At 75.0% G+C, this 21,369-nt stretch carries 20 protein-coding genes; 12 read left to right on the top strand and 8 right to left on the bottom strand.

Features of this window, described 5'->3' with window-relative positions; all coding sequences use genetic code 11:
- Positions 1-461, bottom strand: a 461-nt coding sequence (locus ACFPK1_RS32515) for a DUF222 domain-containing protein (protein ID WP_378025072.1), incomplete at its 3' end; no start/stop codon positions are given.
- A 536-nt stretch (positions 462-997) separates the two neighbouring features.
- Here ACFPK1_RS32515 and ACFPK1_RS32510 point away from each other — a divergent pair.
- Positions 998-1,630 (top strand): maleylpyruvate isomerase family mycothiol-dependent enzyme, encoded by a 633-nt coding sequence (locus ACFPK1_RS32510; RefSeq protein WP_378025071.1) that lies wholly within the window; start codon positions 998-1,000, stop codon positions 1,628-1,630.
- Positions 1,631-1,633: 3 nt separating this feature from the next.
- On the opposite strand, the gene ACFPK1_RS32505 is transcribed toward ACFPK1_RS32510, so the two are convergent.
- Both ACFPK1_RS32505 and ACFPK1_RS32500 read right to left on the bottom strand, forming a co-directional pair.
- Positions 1,634-1,918, bottom strand: a complete 285-nt coding sequence (locus ACFPK1_RS32505; protein WP_378025070.1) for a hypothetical protein — start codon at positions 1,916-1,918, stop codon at positions 1,634-1,636.
- A 32-nt stretch (positions 1,919-1,950) separates the two neighbouring features.
- Complete coding sequence (locus ACFPK1_RS32500) at positions 1,951-3,075, bottom strand: sodium:calcium antiporter (protein ID WP_378025069.1); 1,125 nt, start codon at positions 3,073-3,075, stop codon at positions 1,951-1,953.
- 572 nt (positions 3,076-3,647) lie between these two features.
- On the opposite strand from ACFPK1_RS32500, the gene ACFPK1_RS32495 reads away from it, so the two are divergent.
- The 4 genes from ACFPK1_RS32495 (at position 3,648) to ACFPK1_RS32480 (ending at position 10,440) form a co-directional block, all read left to right on the top strand.
- Entirely contained in the window at positions 3,648-4,244 is a 597-nt protein-coding gene (locus ACFPK1_RS32495; protein WP_378025068.1) for a TMEM165/GDT1 family protein, read from the top strand.
- Positions 4,245-4,490: 246 nt separating this feature from the next.
- The gene (locus ACFPK1_RS32490) at positions 4,491-5,408 is read left to right on the top strand and encodes an N-acetylmuramoyl-L-alanine amidase family protein (RefSeq protein WP_378025067.1); all 918 of its coding nucleotides are present in this window, start codon (positions 4,491-4,493) and stop codon (positions 5,406-5,408) included.
- Positions 5,409-5,534: 126 nt separating this feature from the next.
- Positions 5,535-6,941, top strand: a complete 1,407-nt coding sequence (locus ACFPK1_RS32485; protein ID WP_378025066.1) for a dihydrolipoyl dehydrogenase family protein — start codon at positions 5,535-5,537, stop codon at positions 6,939-6,941.
- Positions 6,942-7,188: 247 nt separating this feature from the next.
- Positions 7,189-10,440 (top strand): acetyl-CoA carboxylase family protein, encoded by a 3,252-nt coding sequence (locus tag ACFPK1_RS32480; RefSeq protein ID WP_378025065.1) that lies wholly within the window; start codon positions 7,189-7,191, stop codon positions 10,438-10,440.
- Between the two features lie 70 nt (positions 10,441-10,510).
- On the opposite strand, the gene ACFPK1_RS32475 is transcribed toward ACFPK1_RS32480, so the two are convergent.
- Both ACFPK1_RS32475 and ACFPK1_RS32470 read right to left on the bottom strand, forming a co-directional pair.
- Positions 10,511-11,101 carry an NADPH-dependent FMN reductase gene (locus ACFPK1_RS32475; RefSeq protein ID WP_378025064.1) on the bottom strand — a complete coding sequence of 197 codons (591 nt, stop codon included), beginning with the start codon at positions 11,099-11,101 and terminating at the stop codon, positions 10,511-10,513.
- A gap of 75 nt (positions 11,102-11,176) precedes the next feature.
- Entirely contained in the window at positions 11,177-11,806 is a 630-nt protein-coding gene (locus ACFPK1_RS32470) for a uracil-DNA glycosylase family protein (protein WP_378025063.1), read from the bottom strand.
- 106 nt (positions 11,807-11,912) lie between these two features.
- Between ACFPK1_RS32470 and ACFPK1_RS32465 the strand changes: the two genes are divergently transcribed.
- The 6 genes from ACFPK1_RS32465 to ptsP all read left to right on the top strand — a co-directional run bounded on the left by ACFPK1_RS32465 (position 11,913) and on the right by ptsP (position 17,518).
- Positions 11,913-12,392, top strand: coding sequence for a DUF4396 domain-containing protein (locus ACFPK1_RS32465; protein WP_378025062.1), 480 nt, complete (start codon positions 11,913-11,915; stop codon positions 12,390-12,392).
- A gap of 99 nt (positions 12,393-12,491) precedes the next feature.
- Positions 12,492-12,944, top strand: coding sequence for an FAS1-like dehydratase domain-containing protein (locus ACFPK1_RS32460; RefSeq protein WP_378025061.1), 453 nt, complete (start codon positions 12,492-12,494; stop codon positions 12,942-12,944).
- Positions 12,941-13,339 carry a MaoC/PaaZ C-terminal domain-containing protein gene (locus ACFPK1_RS32455; protein ID WP_378025060.1) on the top strand — a complete coding sequence of 133 codons (399 nt, stop codon included), beginning with the start codon at positions 12,941-12,943 and terminating at the stop codon, positions 13,337-13,339. Before ACFPK1_RS32460 ends, ACFPK1_RS32455 begins: the two co-directional genes overlap by 4 nt.
- A gap of 125 nt (positions 13,340-13,464) precedes the next feature.
- Complete coding sequence (gene dhaK / locus ACFPK1_RS32450) at positions 13,465-14,466, top strand: dihydroxyacetone kinase subunit DhaK (RefSeq protein WP_378025059.1); 1,002 nt, start codon at positions 13,465-13,467, stop codon at positions 14,464-14,466.
- Entirely contained in the window at positions 14,466-15,110 is a 645-nt protein-coding gene (gene dhaL, locus ACFPK1_RS32445) for a dihydroxyacetone kinase subunit DhaL (RefSeq protein ID WP_378025058.1), read from the top strand. The genes dhaK and dhaL overlap by 1 nt, the downstream gene beginning before the upstream one ends.
- Positions 15,107-17,518, top strand: a complete 2,412-nt coding sequence (gene ptsP, locus ACFPK1_RS32440) for a phosphoenolpyruvate--protein phosphotransferase (protein WP_378025057.1) — start codon at positions 15,107-15,109, stop codon at positions 17,516-17,518. The genes dhaL and ptsP overlap by 4 nt, the downstream gene beginning before the upstream one ends.
- Before the next feature lie 66 nt (positions 17,519-17,584).
- Here ptsP and ACFPK1_RS32435 read toward each other — a convergent pair whose 3' ends face one another.
- From ACFPK1_RS32435 to ACFPK1_RS32425, 3 genes are read right to left on the bottom strand one after another with little or no spacing between them, the layout of a single operon-like run.
- The gene (locus tag ACFPK1_RS32435; protein WP_378025056.1) at positions 17,585-18,541 is read right to left on the bottom strand and encodes a fumarylacetoacetate hydrolase family protein; all 957 of its coding nucleotides are present in this window, start codon (positions 18,539-18,541) and stop codon (positions 17,585-17,587) included.
- Positions 18,538-19,482, bottom strand: a complete 945-nt coding sequence (locus ACFPK1_RS32430; protein WP_378025055.1) for an MBL fold metallo-hydrolase — start codon at positions 19,480-19,482, stop codon at positions 18,538-18,540. Before ACFPK1_RS32430 ends, ACFPK1_RS32435 begins: the two co-directional genes overlap by 4 nt.
- Positions 19,482-20,675 (bottom strand): cytochrome P450, encoded by a 1,194-nt coding sequence (locus tag ACFPK1_RS32425; protein ID WP_378025054.1) that lies wholly within the window; start codon positions 20,673-20,675, stop codon positions 19,482-19,484. Before ACFPK1_RS32425 ends, ACFPK1_RS32430 begins: the two co-directional genes overlap by 1 nt.
- A gap of 103 nt (positions 20,676-20,778) precedes the next feature.
- Between ACFPK1_RS32425 and ACFPK1_RS32420 the strand changes: the two genes are divergently transcribed.
- On the top strand, positions 20,779-21,369 hold the full coding sequence (locus tag ACFPK1_RS32420; RefSeq protein ID WP_378025053.1) for a TetR/AcrR family transcriptional regulator: 591 nt from the start codon (positions 20,779-20,781) through the stop codon (positions 21,367-21,369).

The following is a 21,369-nucleotide window of genomic DNA, read 5'->3' as shown; positions in this document are numbered from 1 at the left end:
TCGGCGACCGCCTGCAACCCCCGCGGTCCCAGCCGGGTGGCCTCGTCGGCCAGCCGCTGCTCGGCGTCCACCCATTCCTGTCGGGGCAGCCCGTCGACGCGGTCGAGGCGGCGCATCGTGGCCCGGATGATCCCGATGTGGGCCGGGCCGATCCGGCCGGCCGCGGCCACCGTCGCGGTGGCGGGCAACCGCGCCGCCAACACCTCGCCGGTCATGGAGCGGCGACCGCACAGGTCGCGGGCCTGGTCGACCAGCCGGCGGGCCTCGAGCGCCCCGACCCGCCAGAGCTGTTCGAGCACCCGCGCGGTGGAGCGGTCCCCGGTCACCTCCGCGACCTGCAGCTCCTCGAGCTCGGCGACCTGCTCCAGACGCACGTAGGCCTCGCGGCGGCGGGCGGTCTCGGCGAGGCGGGCGCGCTCGATCGCGTCCCGCTCCCTCACCCCGAGCACCCGTTCGCTCACGCGTTCGATTCTAGCGGACATCTACGACAGTAGCGACACCCGCGACACCAAGACTGCCTCAGCGATCTCGCGAGGGCCGCGTTCGCCAGCCCGACCCACCCGTCGATCACGCGCACCGTGCCGCTCGCGCCCGGCGCCGTCGCGGCGAGGGGCACCCCTCGCCCCTCTATCCGAGCGAAGGTGCCACTCGCTCAGAGTCGCCGGGGTGAGCAGCCCGACCAGCCCGTTGATCACGGGCACCTGGTGCACCGTCGGCGCCAGGCGGACGTGCACGACGTGCCCGTGATCTCCACGAGCCGGCGCGGCGTACGCCGGCCACCGTTCGGACACCGGCGAGCGGCACGTTCTGCAGCCCGCCCCATCCGCTGATCATGGGCACGGTGCCGCTCGCGCCCCGCCACCGTTCCGGCGAGGGGCGCCCCTCGCCCGTCTATCCGACCGAAAGTGCTTTTCGCTCAGAACGGGTCCGATGAGTCCCGGCCCTCGCGTCCGTCCACCTCCCGACACGCGTCCGCGAGGAAGGGATCCTGATGCAGATGACCACCGACGCCACCGTGCTCGCCGCGACCCGTGCCGAGCGGGCCGCGCTCGCCGACGACCTCGCGGACCTCACCGACGCGCAGTGGGCGACGCCGTCGCTGTGCGGCCGGTGGACGGTCGAGGACACCGTCGCCCACCTCACCGCGGCGGCGAGCGTCGGCCCGTGGCGCTGGGTGCGCAGCGTGCTCGGCGCCCGGTTCGACTTCGACCTCCACAACGACCGGCGCCTCGCCGAGCACCGCGGCGCCACGCCGGCCGAGACCCTCGCGCGGTTCCGGGCGATCATCGGCAGCACGACGTCGACGTGGGGCCCGAAGCAGGCGTGGCTCGGTGAGGTCGTCGTGCACGGCGAGGACGTGCGCCGCCCCCTGGGCCTCGTCCGCACGCCACCGGTCGAGGTGACGACGGAGGTCGCCCGTTTCGTCGCGAGCCGCGACTTCACGGTCGCCGGCAAGACGATGTCCGCCGGCCTGCGCCTCGTCGCCACCGACGGCCCGTTCACGGCCGGCGAGGGACCGGAGGTCACCGGCCCGACGCTCGCGCTCGTCATGGCGATGGCCGGACGTGCCGCGCACCTCGACGCCCTTGACGGCCCCGGCGTGGCGACGCTGCGCGAGCGTCTCGCCTAGACGTCAGCCGTCGTCATCGTCGTCGTCGCCGTCGGTGTCGCCGGGCTGTTCCTGCTGCTGGGGGGCGGGCTGCTCGGCCTGGCCGCCCGGCGCGGGCTGCTGCACCTGACCGGGGGCGGGCTGGCCCGGGGCCGGCTGGCCCGGCACGGCGGGGGCGACCTCGCTGGTCTCGGGGCCGTCGTCGTCATCGTCGCCGCCGGGCTCGGACTGGGGGAACTGGAAGACCAGTACCAGTCCGATGATGGCGGCGAGGACCGCGAGACCCGCTCCGACTCGATCCTTGGTCACTGTCGTCGTCCTCTCTGGCGGTGCGGAGCGGGTCAGTCGTCGACGGGGACCTCGCCGAAGAGCACGAGGCTCAGGACGAAGTAGGTGACGTAGAGGGCGAGCAGGACGACGCCGTGCCAGCGCCGCAGCTTGCCGGTGGCCAGGAAGACCGCGGAGAGCACGGTCATCACGAGCAGCACGGGCAGGTGCCAGGCCAGGGTGTCGTCGTCGACGAGGATCGCCCCGCCGACCAGCAGGATGATGCCGAGCTTGCCGGTCACCGAGAACACGACGCTGCCGATGACGTTGGCGATGCCGATCTCGGGGGCCCCGCGCCTCGAGGGTTCGACCGAGAGCAGGATGTCCTCGAGGGTCAGCGCGAGGGTGGCGATGGTGACGCCGAAGACGGTGCCCTCGATCTCGAAGGTCTCCAGGATGCCCTCGGTGCCCTGCCCGGCGATCAAGGCACCGACCACCAGCCCGATCAGGGCGACGACCGCGAGGATGATCGTGCCGGCCGGGGAGGTGGCGCGGGCCTTGAGGAAGCCCTGGTCGACGCGCAGATCCGGCGGCAGGTCGAAGCGGTGCGGACGGCCGCTGTCCGCGGTGGTCGTGTCCCCGCCGGTCGTGTCCCCGCCGCCGCCCTCGCGGGTCAGGGTGGCGGTGGCCGTTCCCCCGCCGGCGCCGACGCCGGCCTTCTCGAGCTGTTCGTAGAGCTCGGCGTTGCGGAACACCGGGCGCCGCGCGGAGTACTCGCGGTAAGCGATCCAGCCGACGAACGCCACGAACGCCACGATCAGCACGATCCCGATGCCCGTACCCAGGGTGCCGGTCAGCGCCAGCAGGTACATGACCACCGGGGCGGCGACGAACAGCGCCAGGTAGCTCTTGGGCACGTCGATCTCGCACGGCGCCACGATCGCCATCAGCGCGAGCACGATGCCGGTCATCGCGATCGTGGTCCCGATGACGGTGCCGAGGGCGACCTCGCTGAGGTCCTCGAGGTTCAGCGCGATGCCGAAGGCCAGGTCGTCGAACTCGATGCCGGTGAACACCACCGCGATGAGGAACAGCGACACCGCCCAGCGGCTGGCCACCCCGACCAGATAGCCGATGAGCTTCTCCGCGCTGTACACGAGCACCGCGATGCCCAGGACGAACTCGATGATGGGGATCACGGCACCACAGCTCCTCGATACGCCGATGTCGCAGAGAGATCGCGTCGCAGGTGATGGTGGTGGTGATCATCCGGCCAAGCAACGGTTGACTTGCGTCACACCGTGTGTATGGGTGCGGCCGAACGGCCCCACGGCGGTGTCACGGCGTCCCCGGACGGGACGAGCGTGGCGGAACCGGGTGACCTGGGCCGACTCGCCGCGACCCCTGCCCCGGCCGCCGCGGAGGTCGGCCGGCCCCACCGCGCCGCACGCCGGGGCCGAACCACGATTTCCGGCGCTCCCCGAATTCGATTTCGGCGCGCCGAAACAATTCCTGCGGGTGGCCGACATCGCCTCGTCCGTGGTCGCCGTCACGCATTGTTGGAAATGGCGCGCGCCATTCGCTATGTTGGTCGCAGCGAAGGGGAGTAGCTCCCAACATCGCGGTCGACACGCTGACGCCCCCGGGCGTCCGGCCGCGGCGGCCGCCGGTTCCCGGCGGCGGGCGAGACCTTCGGCGACGGCCCGTTCGACACGGGTCGGGCCGGAGAGTGCGCCCTCGGTCCGACCGACCGAGAGGAGCACACGCCCCCGTGACCGGCTTCCTCGCCGCCACCGCCCTGAGCTTCGCCGTCATCTTCGTCGCCGAGCTGGGCGACAAGTCCCAGCTGATGGCGCTCACGTTCGCGACGCGCTTCCGGGCGCTGCCGGTCCTGCTCGGCATCACCGCCGCCACGGCGGTCACCCACGCGGTCTCGGTCGGCGTCGGCCACCTGCTCGGCGCGACGCTGCCGACGTTCTGGATCGCGCTGGCGGCCGCGGTCGCGTTCATCGTGTTCGGCGTCTGGACGTGGCGCGGCGACGCGCTCTCCGACGAGGAGAAGAACAAGAGCAGCGCCACCAAGCGTTCGGCGTTCGTCGCCGTCGCGATCGCCTTCTTCCTCGCCGAGCTCGGCGACAAGACGATGCTGGCGACCATCACGCTCGCCACCCAGTACCCGGGCGCCGGCGGCGTCACCGGCGTGTGGGTCGGCTCGACGGTCGGCATGGTCGCGGCCGACGCCCTCGCGATCGTCGTGGGCCGCTGGCTCGGGCGGAACCTGCCCGAGAAGGCCATCCGCATCGGCGCCGCGGTGCTGTTCCTCGTCTTCGGGGCCTGGCTCGGGGTGGAGGCGTTCCTCGGGGCCTGAGGCGGGACGCCCTGAGAGCCCGGTGCGCCTCTCGGCGCAGCCCGTTGCCCCTCCACGGCGTGTCGGACACGCGGGGATGATCGTTCGCCGTGCCGGGACCGCCGCCGGTCGCAGCCGCCGGCGGGAGCTCTCAGGGTCGTCCGGGGCCGCGCCGGCGCCGCTCTAGCCTCACGCCCCGTGATCGGACCGACACAGCCCGGCGGAAGTGCGTGACCCGTGGGTCGACACCACTCCGACACCCCCGGCGTGCGGACCCGGAGGGGACCGCGCCGGGCCCTCGAGGCGGCCGTCGTCGCGCTCCTCGCCGCGGCCTCGCTCGTCCTCGGCGTCGCGTCGCAGGAGGAGAGGGCCCCGAGCGGCCCACGCGGTGGGGCCGCGGCGGCCCCCGCTCCCGACCCCGTCGCCGTCGACCCGGCCGCTTTCCCGCCCGGCGGGTGCCTCCGGCTGCCCCCGAGCGGCCCGGGCCCCGCGGCCACGGTCGCCCTCGACGCCGGGCACGGCGGACCGGACCCGGGCAGCGAGGGCACCGTCGACGGGACGGTGCACCGGGAGAAGGAGCTCACGCTCGCCGTCGCCCGCGCCGCCGCGGAGCGCCTGCGCGCGCGGGGGACGACCGTCGTGCTCACCCGCAGCACCGACGCGCTGGGCACCCCGCTCGCGCGCGGCGCGGTCCAGGACGGCGCGCTGACCACCGACGCGAGCCAGCGCGACCTGCTGGGTCGTGTGCGCTGCGCCAACCTCGCGCGCGCCGACGCGCTGGTGTCGGTGCACTTCAACTCGTTCGCCGACGCGGAGGTCGGCGGCACCGAGACGCTCTACGAGCCCGAGCGCTCGTTCGCCGCGCAGAACCGCGCGCTGGCGCAGTCGTTGCAGACCGCCATCCGCACCCGCCTGACCGCCGCGGGCCACGCGCCGCTCGACCGCGGGATCGCCGACGACTCGTCGGGCGCCGAGGCCGGCGGCGGGCACCTCGTGCTGCTCGGACCGCGCATCCCCAGCTACATCGACGAGCCCAGCGCCATGCCGGGCGCGCTGGTCGAACCCCTGTTCCTCACCAACCCCGGCGATCTCGCCGCGGTCGCCGACCCGGCCGGCACCGACGCGCTGGGGGAGGCCGTGGCCACCGGCGTCACGGAGTTCCTGGACGGCGCGAAGCGTCGCTAGGCGGCCGCCGGGAGGGGGTGCGTCCCCGCGTCGGCGGGGGTCGTCGCCCGCGCGTCGGTGGCGCCCGCGGCCCGGCGCCCCGGAGGATGCACCGGACGTGACCGCGGGCGAGGAGGAGAACGGCTCATGAGCGAACTCGAGGTCGACGTCGTGGTGATCGGGGCCGGGCCGGTCGGCGAGAACGTGGCCGACCGCGCCCACCAGCAGGGCCTGTCGGCGGCGATCGTCGAGTCCCGTCTGGTCGGTGGCGAGTGCTCGTACTACGCGTGCATCCCGTCGAAGGCGCTGCTGCGCCCGGTCGACCTGTACGCGGCGACGCAGCGCATGCCCGGGGTGGCGCAGGCGGTGTCCGGCGCGGTCGACGCGGAGAAGGTGCTCGCGCGGCGCGACGCCTTCGCCGGCGAGGACGACTCCGGTCAGGCCGACTGGCTCTCCGGCGCGGGCATCACGCTGCTGCGGGGCCACGGGCGGCTCGCCGGCGAGCGCGCGGTCGAGGTGGCCCACCCCGACGGGTCGACGACCTCGGTCGCCGCCCGCTCGGTGGTCGTCGCGACGGGCTCGGTGCCGGTGTTCCCGCCGGTCGAGGGCCTCGACACGGTGAACGCCTGGACCAACCAGGAGGCCACCCAGGTCAAGGAGGTGCCGGCGTCGCTCGTCATCCTGGGCGGCGGCGTGGTGGGCGTGGAGATGGCGACGGCGTTCCGCGGCCTCGGCGCGCGGGTGACGCTCGTCCAGCACTCCGACCGGCTCGTCCCCGCCACCGAGCCCGAGGCCGGCCGGCGCCTGCACGCGTCGCTGACCGCGTCCGGTGTCGACGTCCGGCTCTCGACCTCGATGACCGCGGTGCGCCGCGACGGGGGCGACGTGGTGGCCACGCTCGACGACGGCACCGAGGTGCGGGCCGCCGAGCTGCTCGTCGCGGCCGGGCGCCGGCCCGCGACCTCGGACCTCGGCCTCGAGACCGTCGGGCTCGAGCCCGGCACCCACCTCGCGGCCGACGACACGACCACCGTGCAGGGCGACTGGCTCTACGCGGTCGGCGACGCGAGCACCGGCGCCCAGCTGACCCACATGGGCAAGTACCAGGCGCGCATCTGCGGCGACGTGGTCGTCGCGCGGTCGCGGGGCGCGGAGCTCGGCGGCCGGTACTCCCACCACGCGACGACCGCGGAGCACACCGCCGTCCCGCAGGTGATCTTCACCGACCCCCAGATCGCCGCGGTCGGGTACACCGAGGCCGGGGCCCGCGACGCCGGGCTCACGGTCCGCGCCGTCTCCTACGAGATCGGGAACGTGGCGGGCGGGTCGCTGCAGGCCGACGGCTACGACGGGTTCGCCTCGATCGTCGTCGACACCGACCGGGGCGTCGTCGTCGGCGCCACCTTCGTCGGGCAGGACGTCGCGGACATGGTCCACGCGGCGACGATCGCGGTCGTCGGCGAGGTCCCTCTCGAGCGCCTGTGGCACGCCGTGCCCTCGTTCCCGACGATGAGCGAGGTCTGGCTGCGCCTGCTGGAGGCCTACGGGCTGTAGGGGTCGCTCGCCGCGCGCACCCGACCGTCACCCGAGCGTCACCGCCCGTGCGTGCCCCCGTCGACGCCACGCGCCGGGACGGCCGGTAGGCAGGTGCCATGGGAGTGCGCCGCGTCCTCGTCCTGCCGGCCGGGCTGGTCTGGCGGGCCGTCGGCGCCGGCTGGTGGGTCAGCCGGGGCTGGTACACCTACCGCCCGAGGCTCGTGCCTGATCGCGATCCGGGCCGCCGTCACCGACACTGACGACGATGTCCACGGACCAGGTCTTCTCGCGCGTGCTCATCGCCAACCGCGGCGAGATCGCCGTCCGCGTCGCCCGGGCGCTGGCCGACCTCGGGATCGCGTCGGTCGCCGTCCACGCCACCGACGAGCCGGACGCGCCGCACGTCGCGAAGGCGGACACGGCGGTGGCGCTCGCGGGCTCGGGGGTCGCCGCCTACCTGGACGTCGACGACGTCCTGCGCGCCGCCGCGGAGGCCGGCGCCGACGCGGTCCACCCCGGCTACGGGTTCCTCAGCGAGAGCCCGGCGTTCGCGCGGGCGTGCGCCGCGCGCGGGATCACGTTCGTCGGGCCGTCGCCCGAGGTGCTGGGCGAGCTCGGCGACAAGACCCGCGCCCGCGAGCTCGCCGCGGCCGCCGGGCTGCCCGTGCTCGACGCGGCCGACCGCGCCGGGGCGGCGGCGCTGCTCGAGAAGGCCGGCGCGGTGATGGTCAAGGCCGTCGCGGGCGGCGGGGGCCGCGGGATGCGCCGCGTCACCGACCCCGGCACGCTGGCGGACGCCCTGGCCCGCTGCGTCTCCGAGGCGCGCGCCGCGTTCGGCGACGACCGCGTGTACGTCGAGGAGCTGCTGCGCCCGGCGCGGCACGTCGAGGTGCAGATCGCCGGCGACGGCACCGGCACGGTCGTCCAGCTCGGCGACCGCGACTGCTCCGTGCAGCGCCGCCACCAGAAGGTCGTCGAGGTCGCGCCCGCCCCCGGTCTCGACCCCGGGGTGCGCGCCGGGCTGCACGCGGCCGCGGTGCGCCTGGGCGCGTCGGTGCGCTACCGCGGCCTCGGCACGGTCGAGTTCCTCGTCAGCGCCGAGCGCTACGCGTTCATCGAGGTCAACCCGCGCCTGCAGGTGGAGCACACGATCACCGAGGAGGTCACCGGCGTCGACCTCGTGCGCGCGCAGATCCGGCTCGCGGCCGGCGCGACGCTCGCCGACCTGGGGCTCGACCCCGCTCCCGCTCCCCGCGGCACCGCGATCCAGGCGCGCATCACCCTCGAGCACACCGCGCCCGACGGCACCACCACGCCGACCGCCGGCACGCTCACCGCCTACGAGCTGCCCTCCGGGCGCGGCGTCCGCGTCGACGGCGCCGGGCACGTCGGCCTGCGCACGAGCCTGCGCTACGACCCGCTGCTCGCCAAGCTGATCGTCTCCGATCCCGGCGCCGACCTCGCCGCCGTCGCCGCGCGGACCGCCCGCGCGCTCTCCGAGGTGGACATCGCCGGCGTCGATACGAACGTCGACGTGCTCGCCGGCATCGTCGGCCACCCCGCCTTCGCCGCGGGCGAGCTGAGCACCGACTTCCTCGACGACCACCTCGCCGCGATCCTCGCCGCGCGGCGGCCGCACCGGTTCGTCCGGTCCGCGGCCGCCCCCGAGGCGCCGTCCCCGCGCCCGGAGCCCGGCCGGGACGCCGTGCACGCCACCGCGCCGGGCACCGTCGTCGCCGTCGAGGTCGCCGAGGGGGAGGTCGTGCGGGCCGGCCGCACGTTGCTCGTGCTCGAGGCGATGAAGATGGAGCACGTGGTGGCCGCCCCGGTGTCGGGCACGGTCGGGACGATCGCGGTGGCGGCGGGCGACACGGTGGCGACCGGCGACGCGCTGCTGGTCGTGGCGCCCGACGAGACCGCGCCCGACGACGTCGAGGACGCCGCCGCCGTCGACCCCGACCACGTCCGCCCCGACCTCGCCGAGGTGCTCGACCGCCACGCGACCGGCCTCGACCACCGCCGCCCCGCCGCCGTGGAGAAGCGCCGCCGCACGGGCCTGCGCACCGCCCGGGAGAACCTCGCCCAGCTCTGCGACCCCGACAGCTTCGTCGAGTACGGCGCGCTGGCGATCGCGGCGCAGCGCGCCCGGCGCTCGCTGGACGACCTCGTGGAGCGCACACCGGCCGACGGCATGCTCGCGGGCACGGCCACGATCAACGCCGACCTCGTCGGCGCCGAGCACGCCCACGCCGTCGTGATCGCCTACGACTACACCGTCCTCGCGGGCACCCAGGGCTTCACCAACCACAAGAAGAAGGACCGCGCGTTCGCGATCGCCGCGGAGCGCCGCTGGCCGGTGGTCGTCTACGCCGAGGGCGGCGGCGGGCGGCCCGGCGACACCGACGGCAGCTGGGCCTCGATGCTCGACGTCCCCGCGTTCGAGCTCTTCGCGCGGCTCTCGGCGCGGGTGCCGCTGGTGGCGGTCGTGGCCGGGCGCTGCTTCGCGGGCAACGCCGCGCTCGCCGGTCTCTGCGACGTGATCATCGCGGTCGAGGGTGCCAGCCTCGGCATGGGCGGCCCGGCGATGATCGAGGGCGGCGGGCTCGGCGTCGTCGCGCCGGACGACGTCGGCCCGATGGACGTGCAGGTGGCCAACGGCGTCGTCGACGTGCTCGTCGCCGACGAGCAGGAGGCCACGCGCGTCGCCCGGAGGTACCTGTCGTACTTCCAGGGTGCGGTGGCCGACTGGGAGGCGCCCGACCAGCGGCTGCTGCGCCACGTCGTGCCCGAGAACCGGGTGCGGGTCTACGACGTGCGCGCGGTCGTCGAGGGCCTCGCCGACGTCGGCTCGGTGCTCGAGCTGCGGCGCGGCTTCGCGCCCGGGATCGTCACGGCGCTCGTCCGCGTCGAGGGCCGCCCGATGGGGCTGATCGCCAACGACCCGGCCCACGTCGGCGGCGCCATCGACCACGACGCGGCCGACAAGGCCGCCCGGTTCCTGCAGCTCTGCGATGCGTTCGGCCTGCCGGTGGTCTCGCTGTGCGACACCCCGGGCTTCATGGTCGGCACCGAGTCCGAGACCCACGCGACCGTGCGGCACTTCAGCCGCGTGTTCGCGGTCGGCGCCAACCTCTCGGTGCCGCTCGGGCTCGTGGTGACGCGCAAGTGCTACGGCCTCGGCGGGCAGGCGATGATGGGCGGCAGCCTCAAGGCGCCGGCGTTCGCGGTGGCCTGGCCGACCGGTGAGTTCGGCGGCATGGGCCTCGAGGGCGCGGTGCGCCTCGGCTACCGCAAGGAGCTCGACGCGGTCGCCGACCCGGACGAGCGCCAGCGGCTCTTCGAGCGCCACGTCGCCGCCGAGTACGAGAAGGGCCGGGCGCTCACCGTCGCCGGGGTCTACGAGATCGACGACGTCATCGACCCCGCCGACACCCGACGCTGGATCACCTCGTCGTTCGTGCCGCGCGCGGTCGGCCCCCCGCCGGAGAAGGTCCGGCCGCACATCGACACGTGGTGATGGCCTGACGGCCTCGTGAGTGATTTGGGTTGCCAGGGCCGCCCGTTCCACTCACGAGGCCGTCAGGCCCTCACCGCACGCCGCGCAGGCCCAGGACGTCGAGCCAGCCGATGATGCCGTCGAGGGCGGCCTTGGCGCCGGCCTCGGTCTCGGCGGCCGGGGTGAAGGTGCGCGCCTCGCCCTCGCCGGAGACGTGCTTGGCGGCGAACGGGATCGGCACGGTGGCCGGGACCGGCGACATGCGCAGGGCGATCAGCACCGGCAGGAGGGCCTCGGTGGCCCGGGCGCCCGCGGCCACGCCGCCGTAGCCGAGCAGCGCGACGGGCTTGCCCGCCCACTCCTGGTTGAGGTGGTCCAGCGCGTTCTTCAGCGCGGCGTTGTAGCTGTGGTTGTACTCGGGGTGGACGATCGCGAACGCGTCCGCGCGGGCGATGGTCGCGCTGAACGCCTTCGTCGAGTCCAGCGTGTAGCGGCCCAGACGGGGGTGCTCGGGCTCGGCGAACATCGGCAGGTCGACGTCGGCGAGGTCGACGATCTCGACGTCGAGCGCCCCGTGCTCCCGGGCGTAGTCGGCGAACCATCGGGCGATCGGCTCGCCGACGCGCCCGGGCCGGGTGCTCGCGACGATGATCTGCAGCAGGGGGCGGGCGGCCTCCGTCATGGGGCTCCTTCACGCGGGGAAGACGGTTGAGCTGACAACCATCTTCCCCCTCGTCGTCGCACGGTGCCGGGTGACCTACGCCGGCGGGGTCGTGCCGAGCCGCTTCGCGATCTCGTCGAAGACGTCGGTGAGCCGCTGGCGCGCACCCGGGTTCGCCATGCCCTGCTGACCGGGACCCGGTCCGCGGACGGGGTCGAAGCGGTCGAGGACGGGGTCGGGGAGCGCCGCGTCCCAGGTGGTCTCCGCGTTGCGGCTCAGCAGGGCGACCACCTGCAGCTTCGGGAGTAGTTCGAGCAGGCCCGGCAGCCAGCGCGCGCCGCCGCGGAGGTCCTCGACGCCCGGGTTCTTCCCCTTCGGCAGGGGCTGGGGGACCGCGTTCCAGTGGGTGACGCGATCGAAGTCCAGCCCGATGCGCCGGCACTCGTCGAAGCAGTTGCGCGACGGGAAGTCCTTGTTCTCCAGCGACAGCAGCCCGGAGCCACCCCGGTCGCGGATCGCGTGCTCACTGGGGTGGGAGAGCACGAACAGGACCTCCGCGCCGGTCCCGCCGTGCGCGGGGTCGGGGTACGGGATGCCCCCGGGCTCCAGGCCCAGGGCCGTGGCGACCTCGTCCGCGTAGGCGATCAGGGGTGCGGCGTGCGGCGCCTTGAAGTCCATCATCTTCATCCGCACGTGCACCCAGTCGGCGTTGGCGTCCTTCTGCACGCGGTCTCCTGACCGTCGACGGTGGGATCCACGAAGCATCGCAGGGCGAGGACGAGCCGCTCCGGTTGGCCTTGACTAAATACCCCCGGGGGGTATGTTGCCAGCCATGGACCACACCACCACCGGGACCCGGGGCTGGGCGTCCGTGTCCTGGTCCACCGCCGCGCAGGCGACGCTGCACTGCCTCACCGGGTGCGCCATCGGCGAGGTGCTCGGCATGGTGATCGGCACCGCGCTCGGGTGGCACGGCGCGGCGACCGTCGTGCTGTCCGTCGCGCTCGCCTTCGTCTTCGGTTACGCCCTGACGATGCGCGGGGTGCTGCGGGCCGGGGTCGGCTTCCGGCAGGCCCTGCGCGTCGCCCTCGCGGCCGACACCATCTCGATCGCCGTCATGGAGCTCGTCGACAACGGCCTCATGGTCGGCATCCCCGGCGCCATGGACGCGGGGCTGGGCAGCGTCCTGTTCTGGGGCGCGCTCGCCGTGTCGCTCGCCGTCGCGTTCGTCGTCACCGTGCCCGTCAACCGCTGGATGATCGGACGCGGGCGGGGCCACGCGGTGGTGCACGCCTACCACCACGCGGGCTGAGCCCGCGCCCTCCGGCGATGTCACGGCACGGCCTGGTCGGGAGCCGACGGCTCTGGTGTGATCACGCGGTACCGGTCCGCGGCCCGCGAGGGAGACCACGTGATCGACAGGTCGGTGATCGGGCGCGAGACCCTCAGCGAGGCCGTCACCCTCGAGCGCAGCCGGCTGCGTCTCTTCGCCCGCCTGCTCGGCTACCCGCCCGACGGCGTGCACCGCGACCTCGCCGCCGCGCGGGCCGCCGGCCACCCGGACCTCGTCGTGCCGCCGACCTACCTCGCCGGGCTCGAGACCGAGACCGAGGCGATCTACCGGACTCTCGAGGACGTCGGCGTCGACCTCGCCGCCGTGCTCAACGGCGAGCAGCACTTCACCCACCACCGACCGCTCCACGCGGGCGACGAGATCGTCTTCACCACCCGGGTCACCGACGTCTACGCGCGCGGCGGCGGACGTCTCGAGCTCCTGGTGCGCGAGTCGGCGGTCACCCGCGCCGGCGAGCTCGTCGCGGAGCTGCGCAACACGATCGTCGTGGTGCACGAGGGGGCGGCGTGATCGAGGTCGGGACCGAGCTGCCGGCGGTCGAGACCGGCCCGGTCACCCGGGCGATGCTGGCGCTGTTCGCCGGGGCGTCCGGCGACCACAACCCCGTCCACATCGACACCGACGTCGCCCGCGCCGCCGGGTTCGACGACGTCTTCGCGCACGGCATGGTCGCGATGGGCTACCTCGGGCGGGTGCTCGTGGCGTGGTTCCCGCCGGAGCGGGTGCGCTCGCTGGGCGGCCGGTTCCGGCGGATCACCCCGGTCCACGCGCGGCCCCGCTGCCACGGCCGCGTCGAGGAGATCGTCGAGGTCGACGGCGAGCCGCGGGCGCGCCTCGCGCTGTGGGTCACGATCGACGACGACGGTCCGGTGATCACCGGCTCCGCCGAGGTCGCGCTCGCTTGACCCGTTCGGCCCAGCACTGCGCGGGACGGGTGACGGCCGGTGAGCATTTCCTTGACCGACTTCGGTGCGGCGGGGTCAGAATCGGGGTCGGCTGACCCCTTGCCGAGAGCCCTTGGAGCGGAACCGTGAAGAAGCTTCTCAACGACCCGGCCAACCTCGTCGCGGAGTCGTTGCGCGGGGTGGAGCGTGCCCACCCCGAGCTGCGCGTCGACCACGAGAACCGCATCATCTACCGCGCCGACGCGCCGGTGTCGGGCAAGGTCGGGCTGCTCTCGGGCGGGGGCAGCGGCCACGAGCCCGCGCACGCCGGGTTCATCGGCCCCGGGATGCTCGACGCGGTGTGCGCCGGCGAGGTGTTCACCTCGCCCGTGCCCGACCAGATGGCCGAGGCCACCAAGCAGATCGACGGCGGCGCGGGCGTGCTGCACCTCGTGTGGAACTACACCGGCGACGTCATGAACTTCGACATGGCGGCCGAGCTCGCCGCCGCGGAGACCGACACGCAGGTCGAGGCGGTCGTCATGAACGACGACGTCGCGGTCGAGGACAGCCTGTTCACCGCCGGGCGCCGCGGGACCGGTGCGGCGATCGCCGTCGAGAAGATCGTCGGGGCGGCGGCCGAGCAGGGGCGCAGCCTGTCCGAGCTCGCCGACCTCGCCCGCCGCGTCAACGACAGCTCCCGCAGCATGGGCATGGCGCTGACCTCGTGCACCGTCCCGGCCAAGGGCAGCCCCACCTTCGACCTCCCCGACGACGAGATCGAGATCGGCATCGGGATCCACGGCGAGCCCGGCCGGCGCCGGGTCCCGCTCGCGTCGGCGCACGACATCGCCGAGATGCTCGTCGACCCGATCCTGGCCGACCGCGACTTCACCGGCGGCGAGGGCGTGTTCGTGTTCGTCAACGGCATGGGCGCCACCCCGCAGCTCGAGCTGTACCTGATGTACAACGAGATCGCCGCCCTCCTCGACAAGGCGGGCATCGTCCCGGTCCGCACGCTCGTGGGGCCCTACGTCACCAGCCTCGACATGGCGGGGTGCCTGGTGTCGATCACGCGCCTGGACGACGACATGCTCCGGCTCTGGGACGCCCCGGTCGCGACCTCGGCCCTGCGCTGGGGCATGTGATGGCGGACGTGGATCTCGACGTCCTGCAGCGCTGGCTGCGGACGTTCGCCGCGTCCGTCGCCGAGCAGCAGGACACGTTGACCTCCCTCGACGCCGCCATCGGCGACGCCGACCACGGCGCGAACATGGACCGCGGGATGAAGGCGGTCGTCGAGGGTCTGGCCGCCACGCCCGGCGACCCGGCGGCCCTGTTCAAGCAGACCGGGATGACGCTGGTCAAGTCGGTCGGGGGAGCGAGCGGTCCGCTCTACGGCACCCTGTTCCTGCGGATGGCCCCGGCCACCGGGGGAGCCGCGACGCTCGACCCCGAGACGTTCGCGAAGGCGCTGCGGGCGGGGCTCGAGGGCGTGGTCGCGCGCGGCAAGGCCGAGGTGGGCGACAAGACCATGGTCGACGCCCTCACCCCGGCCCTCGACGCGCTCGACACCGCCCTGAGCAGCGGTGCGTCGCTGGCGGACGCCCTGCGCGCGGCGTCCGCGGCCGCCGACGAGGGGCGTGACGGCACCACGCCGCTCGTCGCGCGCAAGGGGCGGGCCAGCTACCTCGGCGAGCGCAGCGCCGGGCACCAGGACCCGGGCGCCACGTCGGCCGCCCTCCTCGTCGCCGCGGCGGCCACCGCCGTCGCGGAGCAGGAGGGCGCGTGACGGTCGGGATCGTCGTCGTCTCCCACAGCCGGGCCCTCGCCGACGCGGCGGTGGCCCTGGCCGGGGAGATGGTCGCCGGCGGGGCGGTGCCCCTCGAGGTCGCCGCCGGGCTCGACGACGGGGGCTTCGGCACCGACGCGGTGGCGATCAGCGAGGCCGTCGCCGGCGCTGACCAGGGCGACGGCGTGGTCGTGCTGATGGACCTCGGCAGTGCGGTGCTGTCGGCCGAGCTCGCCCTCGAGCTGGTCGACGACGAGGTCCGCGAGCGCGCCGTGCTGTGCCCCGCGCCGCTGGTCGAGGGGCTGGTCGTGGCCGCGGTCAGCGCGGCGGGCGGGGCGTCGCGCGCCGAGGTCGCCGCCGAGGCGGCCGACGCGCTGCTGGCGAAGCAGGGTCATCTGGGGGCGGCGCCCGAGGAGGCCGGGCCGGGACGGGCGACCACCGGCGCCGAGGAGACCGCCTCGTTCACGGTCGGGATGCCGCACGGGCTGCACGCCCGCCCGGCGGCCGCGCTCGTGCAGGCGCTGCGCGGCCTCGACGCCGACGTGCGCCTGCGCAACGTCACCGTCGACGGCCCCGAGGTGTCCGGCGCGAGCCTGTCGCGGGTCGCGACGCTCGGCGCGCTGCAGGGCCACGAGATCGCCGTCCGGGCGCACGGCGGCGACGCGGCCGAGGCCGTCCGGCGGCTGCTGGCGCTCGCCGGGGACGACTTCGGCGAGTCAGCGGCCGTCGCCGCGCCCGCGCCGGCCGTCACCGGCCGCCCGGTCCCGGCCTCGCCGGGCATCGGGATCGGGCCGGTGCGGGCGGGGGGCGCCACGGGTGTCGTTGTGCCCGCGCCGGTGCCGGGCGACCAGCGCCGTCGCCTCGACGAGGCCCGCGCGGGCGTCCGGGACCACCTGCAGGCCGTCCGCGACCGGGCGGCGCGCGAGATCGGCGCGGCCGAGGCGGCGATCTTCGATGCGCAGGTGCTGCTGCTCGACGACCCGGAGGTCGTCGCGGACGTCGTTGCCCGCCTCGAGGCCGGTACCGACGCCGCGCGGGCCTGGGCGGACGCCCTCGACGACGTGGCGGACCGGCTGGCGGGCGCCGCCGACGAGTACCTGCGCGCGCGGGCCGCGGACGTGCGCGACGTGCGCGACCAGGTGCTGCGGGCCCTGGGCGGGGTGGCCCCCGACGACACCGCGGGCGACGGCGTCCTCGTCGCCGACGACCTCACGCCCGCCGAGGCGGCGGTGCTCGACCCCGCCCGCACGCCCGCGGTGGTCCTCGCCGGCAGCAGCCCCACCGCGCACGCCGCGATCCTGCTGCGCGCCCGCGGCGTCCCCGCGGTCGTCGGGGTCGGCGCCGCGCTCGCCGCGCGGGCCCGCGAGGCCGGGGTCCTCGCCGTCGACGGGAGCACCGGCGAGGTCGTCGCCGACCCCGACGCCGCGACCCTCGCCGACTTCCGGGCCCGCGCCGACGCGCTGACCCGCCACCGCGACGAGGCGGCGCGCCGGGCCCACGAGCCGGCGGTCACCCGCGACGGGACCACCGTGCTGGTCGGCGTCAACGTCGGCTCGCCCGCCGACGCGCGGGCCGGCGTGGGTGCCGACCTCGCCGGGCTGGTGCGCACCGAGTTCGGGTTCCTCGACCGCCACGAGGCGCCGTCGGTCGACGAGCAGGAAGCCGCTTACCGGGCGATCGGTAAGGCCCTCGACGGGCGGCGCATGACCCTGCGCACCCTCGACGTCGGCGGCGACAAGCCCCTCGACTACCTGCCGATGCCGGCCGAGGCCAACCCGTTCCTCGGGGTCCGCGGCATCCGGCTCGCGCTGGCACGCCCGCAGCTCCTCGCCGACCAGCTGCAGGCGATCGTGCGGGTCACCCACGACCACCCGGTCGACGTCATGTTCCCGATGGTCGCGGACGTCGACGAGCTCGCCGCCGCCCGCCGCGCCCTCGACGAGGCGGTCGACGCCGTCGGCCGCGGGCGTCCCGCCGACCTCCGCGTCGGGATCATGGTCGAGGTCCCGGCGGCCGCGCTGAAGGCCGCCGCCTTCGCCCCGGACGTCGACTTCTTCTCGATCGGCACCAACGACCTCACCCAGTACACGCTCGCCGCCGAGCGCGGCAACGACGCCGTCGCCGCGCTCGCCGACGCCCTCGACCCCGGGGTCCTCGCGCTGATCGCGGCGACGGCCCAGGGCGCGGGCGACGACGTGCTCGTCGCCGTGTGCGGCGAGCTCGCCGGCGACGAGCAGGCCGCCGCCCTGCTCCTCGGGCTGGGCGTCCGCGAGCTCAGCGTCGCGCCGGGGTCCGTCGCGACGGTCAAGCAGGCGGTGCGGGACGTGGACCTCGCGCGGGCCCGCGAGCTGGCGACCGCGGCGCTCGCCTGCCCGGACGCGGCGGCGGTGCGGGCGCTGCTGGCGTGATCATCCGCCTGTCAGCGGTGGGCCACCGCAGACACGGGGTGTCCGTAGCGCCACACGCTCGATCCGCTACGCCCACGGCCGCGCCCGCCGCGGCAGGCCCACGCGGGCCTTCGGCAGCGGCACCGGCTCCACGCCGGCGACGACCCGGTTCGACACCGACCCGATGCCCTCCACCACCAGCGTCACGACGTCGCCGGGCGCCAGGGGCGGGGGAGCGCCGTCACCCAGGTGCGCCCAGTACTCCAGCAGGCAGCCCGCGCCGCAGGTCCCGGAGGCGAGGACGTCGCCGGGGCGCAGCTCGGTGCCGCGCGAGGCGTACGCGACGATCTCCTCGAACGACCACCCCATGCTCGCCGAGGTGTCGCCGCCCCCGGGCAACGGGACGCCGTTGACCTCGGCGTGCATCTCCAGCGCGAGCCGGTCGCCGCGGCGGAACGGGGCGAGCTCGTCGGCGGTCACGATCCAGGGCCCGAGGGTGTTGGCGAAATCCTTGCCCTTCACCGGGCCCAGGCCCACCGGGATCACCGGCGGCATGAGGTCCCGGGCGGACCAGTCGTTGAACAGCGTGTACCCGGCGATGTGCTCGCCCGCCCGCTCCGGGGTCAGGTCCTTCCCGGGCCTCCCGATCACGGCGGCCAGCTCGAGCTCGAAGTCCAGCATCCGGCAGCCCGGCGGCACCGCGACCGGCGCGTCGGGGCCGATCACCGCGTTGGTGTTGGAGAAGTAGAAGACGGGCTGCTCGTACCACTCCGGGGGCGGTGCCTCGCGGCCGAGCAGCTTGAGGCTGCCCTCGAGGTGCTCGGAGAAGGTGATGTAGTCGCGCAGCGTCCCCGGCTGCACCGGCGCGAGCAGCCGCACCGCCGACAGCGGGACGGGCCCGCCGATCGCCGTCCGGGCGACGAGGTCGGTGCGGTCCGCCGACGTCAGCACCTCGTCGATGCCGGCGGTGAGCGGCTGGACCGCGTCACCCTCGACGACGCCCACCCGGGTCTCGCCGTCGATCTCGATGCGGGCGATCTTCATGCGGGGCCCCCCAGCTCGAACGCGGCGATGCGGCCGAACTGCTCGAGGCGGTCCGCGCGCGGGCGCGACGGGTCGAGCTCCTCGTAGACGTTGAGCACGTTGGCGGCGATGCGGCCCTGCTCGGACATCACCGCGAACCGGCCGAGGTCGATCGACGCGACGGCCTCCTCGACGGTCAGGCCGACCTCGAACCGCTTGGTCGCCTCCTGCTCGACGAACACGAGGTAGTCGCGCACCCACCGCACGCCGTCCTTGTCGGTCAGCGGGCCGTGGCCGGGGACGATGGCGGCGAGCTCGAGGTCGAGGAGCCGCTCGCAGGCGGCGATGCAGCGCGCGACCGGGCCCGTCCACACGAGCGGGGCGCCGCCGATGAAGAGGATGTCGCCGGTGTAGACGACCCGGGCGTCCGGCACGTGGACGATCACGTCGCCGGGGGTGTGGGCCGGGCCGACCTGGAGGAGGCGGACCTGCCGCCCGCCGACGTCGAGGTCGAGCTCGCCGGTGAAGGTGCGGGTGGGCGGGGTGGCGACGATCCCGGACAGGTCGAAGGGCCCGGAGATGCCGCGGATGAACTCGCCGACCCGGTCGCGGCGGTCGGAGAGGCCGGCCAGCTCGGCGACCGCGGCCGGGGTCATCAGCGCCGCCGCCGCCTCCGACGCGACGATCTCCACCTCGGGCCCGGCGACCAGCTGGTTGCCGTGCCAGTGGTCGCCGTCGGAGTGGGTGTTCACCAGCGTGCGGATCGGGTGGCCCGCGGTCAGCGGGGCGTACCCGTCGAGCATCTCCGCGGTGTGCGGGAGGTCGTAGTGCGTGTCGACCAGCAGCGACACCCCCGCGCCGCGCACCAGCCCGGTGTTGCTCTCGCCCCAGCGGCCCTCGGGGATCAGCCAGGCGTGGCAGTCGCCGCCGAGGGCGTGGGGTCCCTTCGCGTAGCCCGCCATCACGCCGGCACCAGACGGACCGGCAGCGCGTCGAACTTGCGCATCGTCCCGCTGGGGCTGCGCACCGGGTCGCCGGTGCGCTCGAAGCACGCCACGCGGCGGGTCAGCTCGGTCAGCATCGCGGTGGCCTCCATCCGGGCCAGCGGCGCGCCGAGGCAGAGGTGGATCGAGGTGCCGAGCGCCAGGTGCGTGCGGGCGTTCTCGCGGGTGACGTCGAGGCGGTCCGGGTCGGGGAACTGTCGCGGGTCGCGGCCGGTCGAGCCGAGGACGGCGCAGACGGTGGCACCGGCCGGGATCGCGACCCCGCCGACGTCGGCCCGTGCGCGCGTGCGGCGGTAGAAGACGCGGAACGGGGCCTCGAAGCGCAGCAGCTCCTCGACGGCGTTGGGGACGAGGTCGGGGCGGGCGCGCAGGAGGTCCCACTGCTCGGGCTGGGAGAGGAACGCATCGATCGCGTTGCCCAGCAGCGCGCCGGTGGAGTCGACACCGGCCAGCCAGATGGACGCGAGCGTCATCAGGCGCTCCGGGCCCAGCGCCTCGAGCCCGCCGGTGGTGCCGCCGGACTCCGTGATCAGCCGGCCGAGGCAGTGCGCGGGCAGGCCGGGGATGCCGTCCTGGACCAGCCACGTCAGGGCCTCGCCGAGGAGCTCGGTGTGGCGCGGATCCGCGGCCGGCTCCTGGGCGCGCACGACCGCGTCGCTCCAGTCGACCAGCGTCCGGCAGCTCGGCGGCACGAGGCCCGTGAGCATCGCCATCGCCCGGTCGGGCATCGGCTGGGCGAGCGCCGGGACGGCGTCGACCTCGCCGGACGCGAGCGCCGCCTCGACGATCGAGGTGGCGGCGGACTCGATCCCCGGCCGCAGCTGCTCTATCTCGGCGCGGGCGAAGGGCGGCTGCACGGCGCGGCGGATGCGGGTGTGCTCCGGCGGGTCGGTCTCGATCAGCGGGTACCGCTCGCTCCGTCCCAGGGCGCTCTCGTAGGTCGCGCCGTCGCCGGAGACGAACTCGCGGTGGTTGCGCAGCACCGCGGCGGCCTCCGCGTAGCCGGGGACGAGCCAGATGTCGCGCTCGGGCTCGTGGAGGGCCGGCCCGCGCCCGCGCAGCTCGGTGTAGAGCGGGTACGGGTCGCGGAGCGCGTCCGGTCGGTACAGGTCGAGGGATCGGGGCCCGGCGGGCGAGGCTACGTTGGACACACTTCTCCCAGGTGAGAGGGTTGCACTCGAGTGCAAGTGGCGGTGGCGAAACAGTTGCACCCGAGTGCAGGACGTGTCAAGCGTCACGACGGACAGGAGCGATGTGAGCGCGGCCGACGAGGGCGTCCGGGGTGGACGCGCGGCGACGACGAGGGACGTCCTCTACGGGGCGGCGGCCGCCCTGTTCGTCGAGCGCGGCTACGAGGACACGACGATGGCCGACATCGCCGAGCGGGCCGGCACCTCGCGCCGCACCGCGTTCAACCACTTCCCCAGCAAGGGCGACATCCCGATGCTGTGGACGCGGCGCATGGCCGACGTCGCCGTCGAGGTGATCGCGCAGTCCGCGGGGGACCCCGCGCCCGAGCGCATCCGTGCCTACTTCGGGCTGATCAGCCGGCTGGTGGAGGCGGAGCCCGAGCTGACCCGGCAGATGATGCTCGGCTGGACCGCGGCCACCGGGCCCATCCGCTACGAGTCCCAGCTGCTGGCCGACCTCGCGCCGCTGCTGCGCGAGGGGCAGGAGCGCGGGCAGGTCGATCCGGCGATCGACGTGGCCGAGGCCGCGCGCACCCTCTCCGACGTCTACATGGGCGTGGTGTTCCGCTGGGTCCGCGACCCCGGCGCGCTCGGCTCGTTCCAGGACGTGGCGGCCGGCGGCATCGACCTCGTCCTCTCGGCGATCCGGTCGTAG

Origin of the sequence: Actinomycetospora rhizophila (assembly GCF_042657905.1) — a bacterium.
GTDB lineage: Bacteria > Actinomycetota > Actinomycetes > Mycobacteriales > Pseudonocardiaceae > Actinomycetospora > Actinomycetospora rhizophila.
This window is presented reverse-complemented; position numbering and strand designations above follow the sequence as displayed.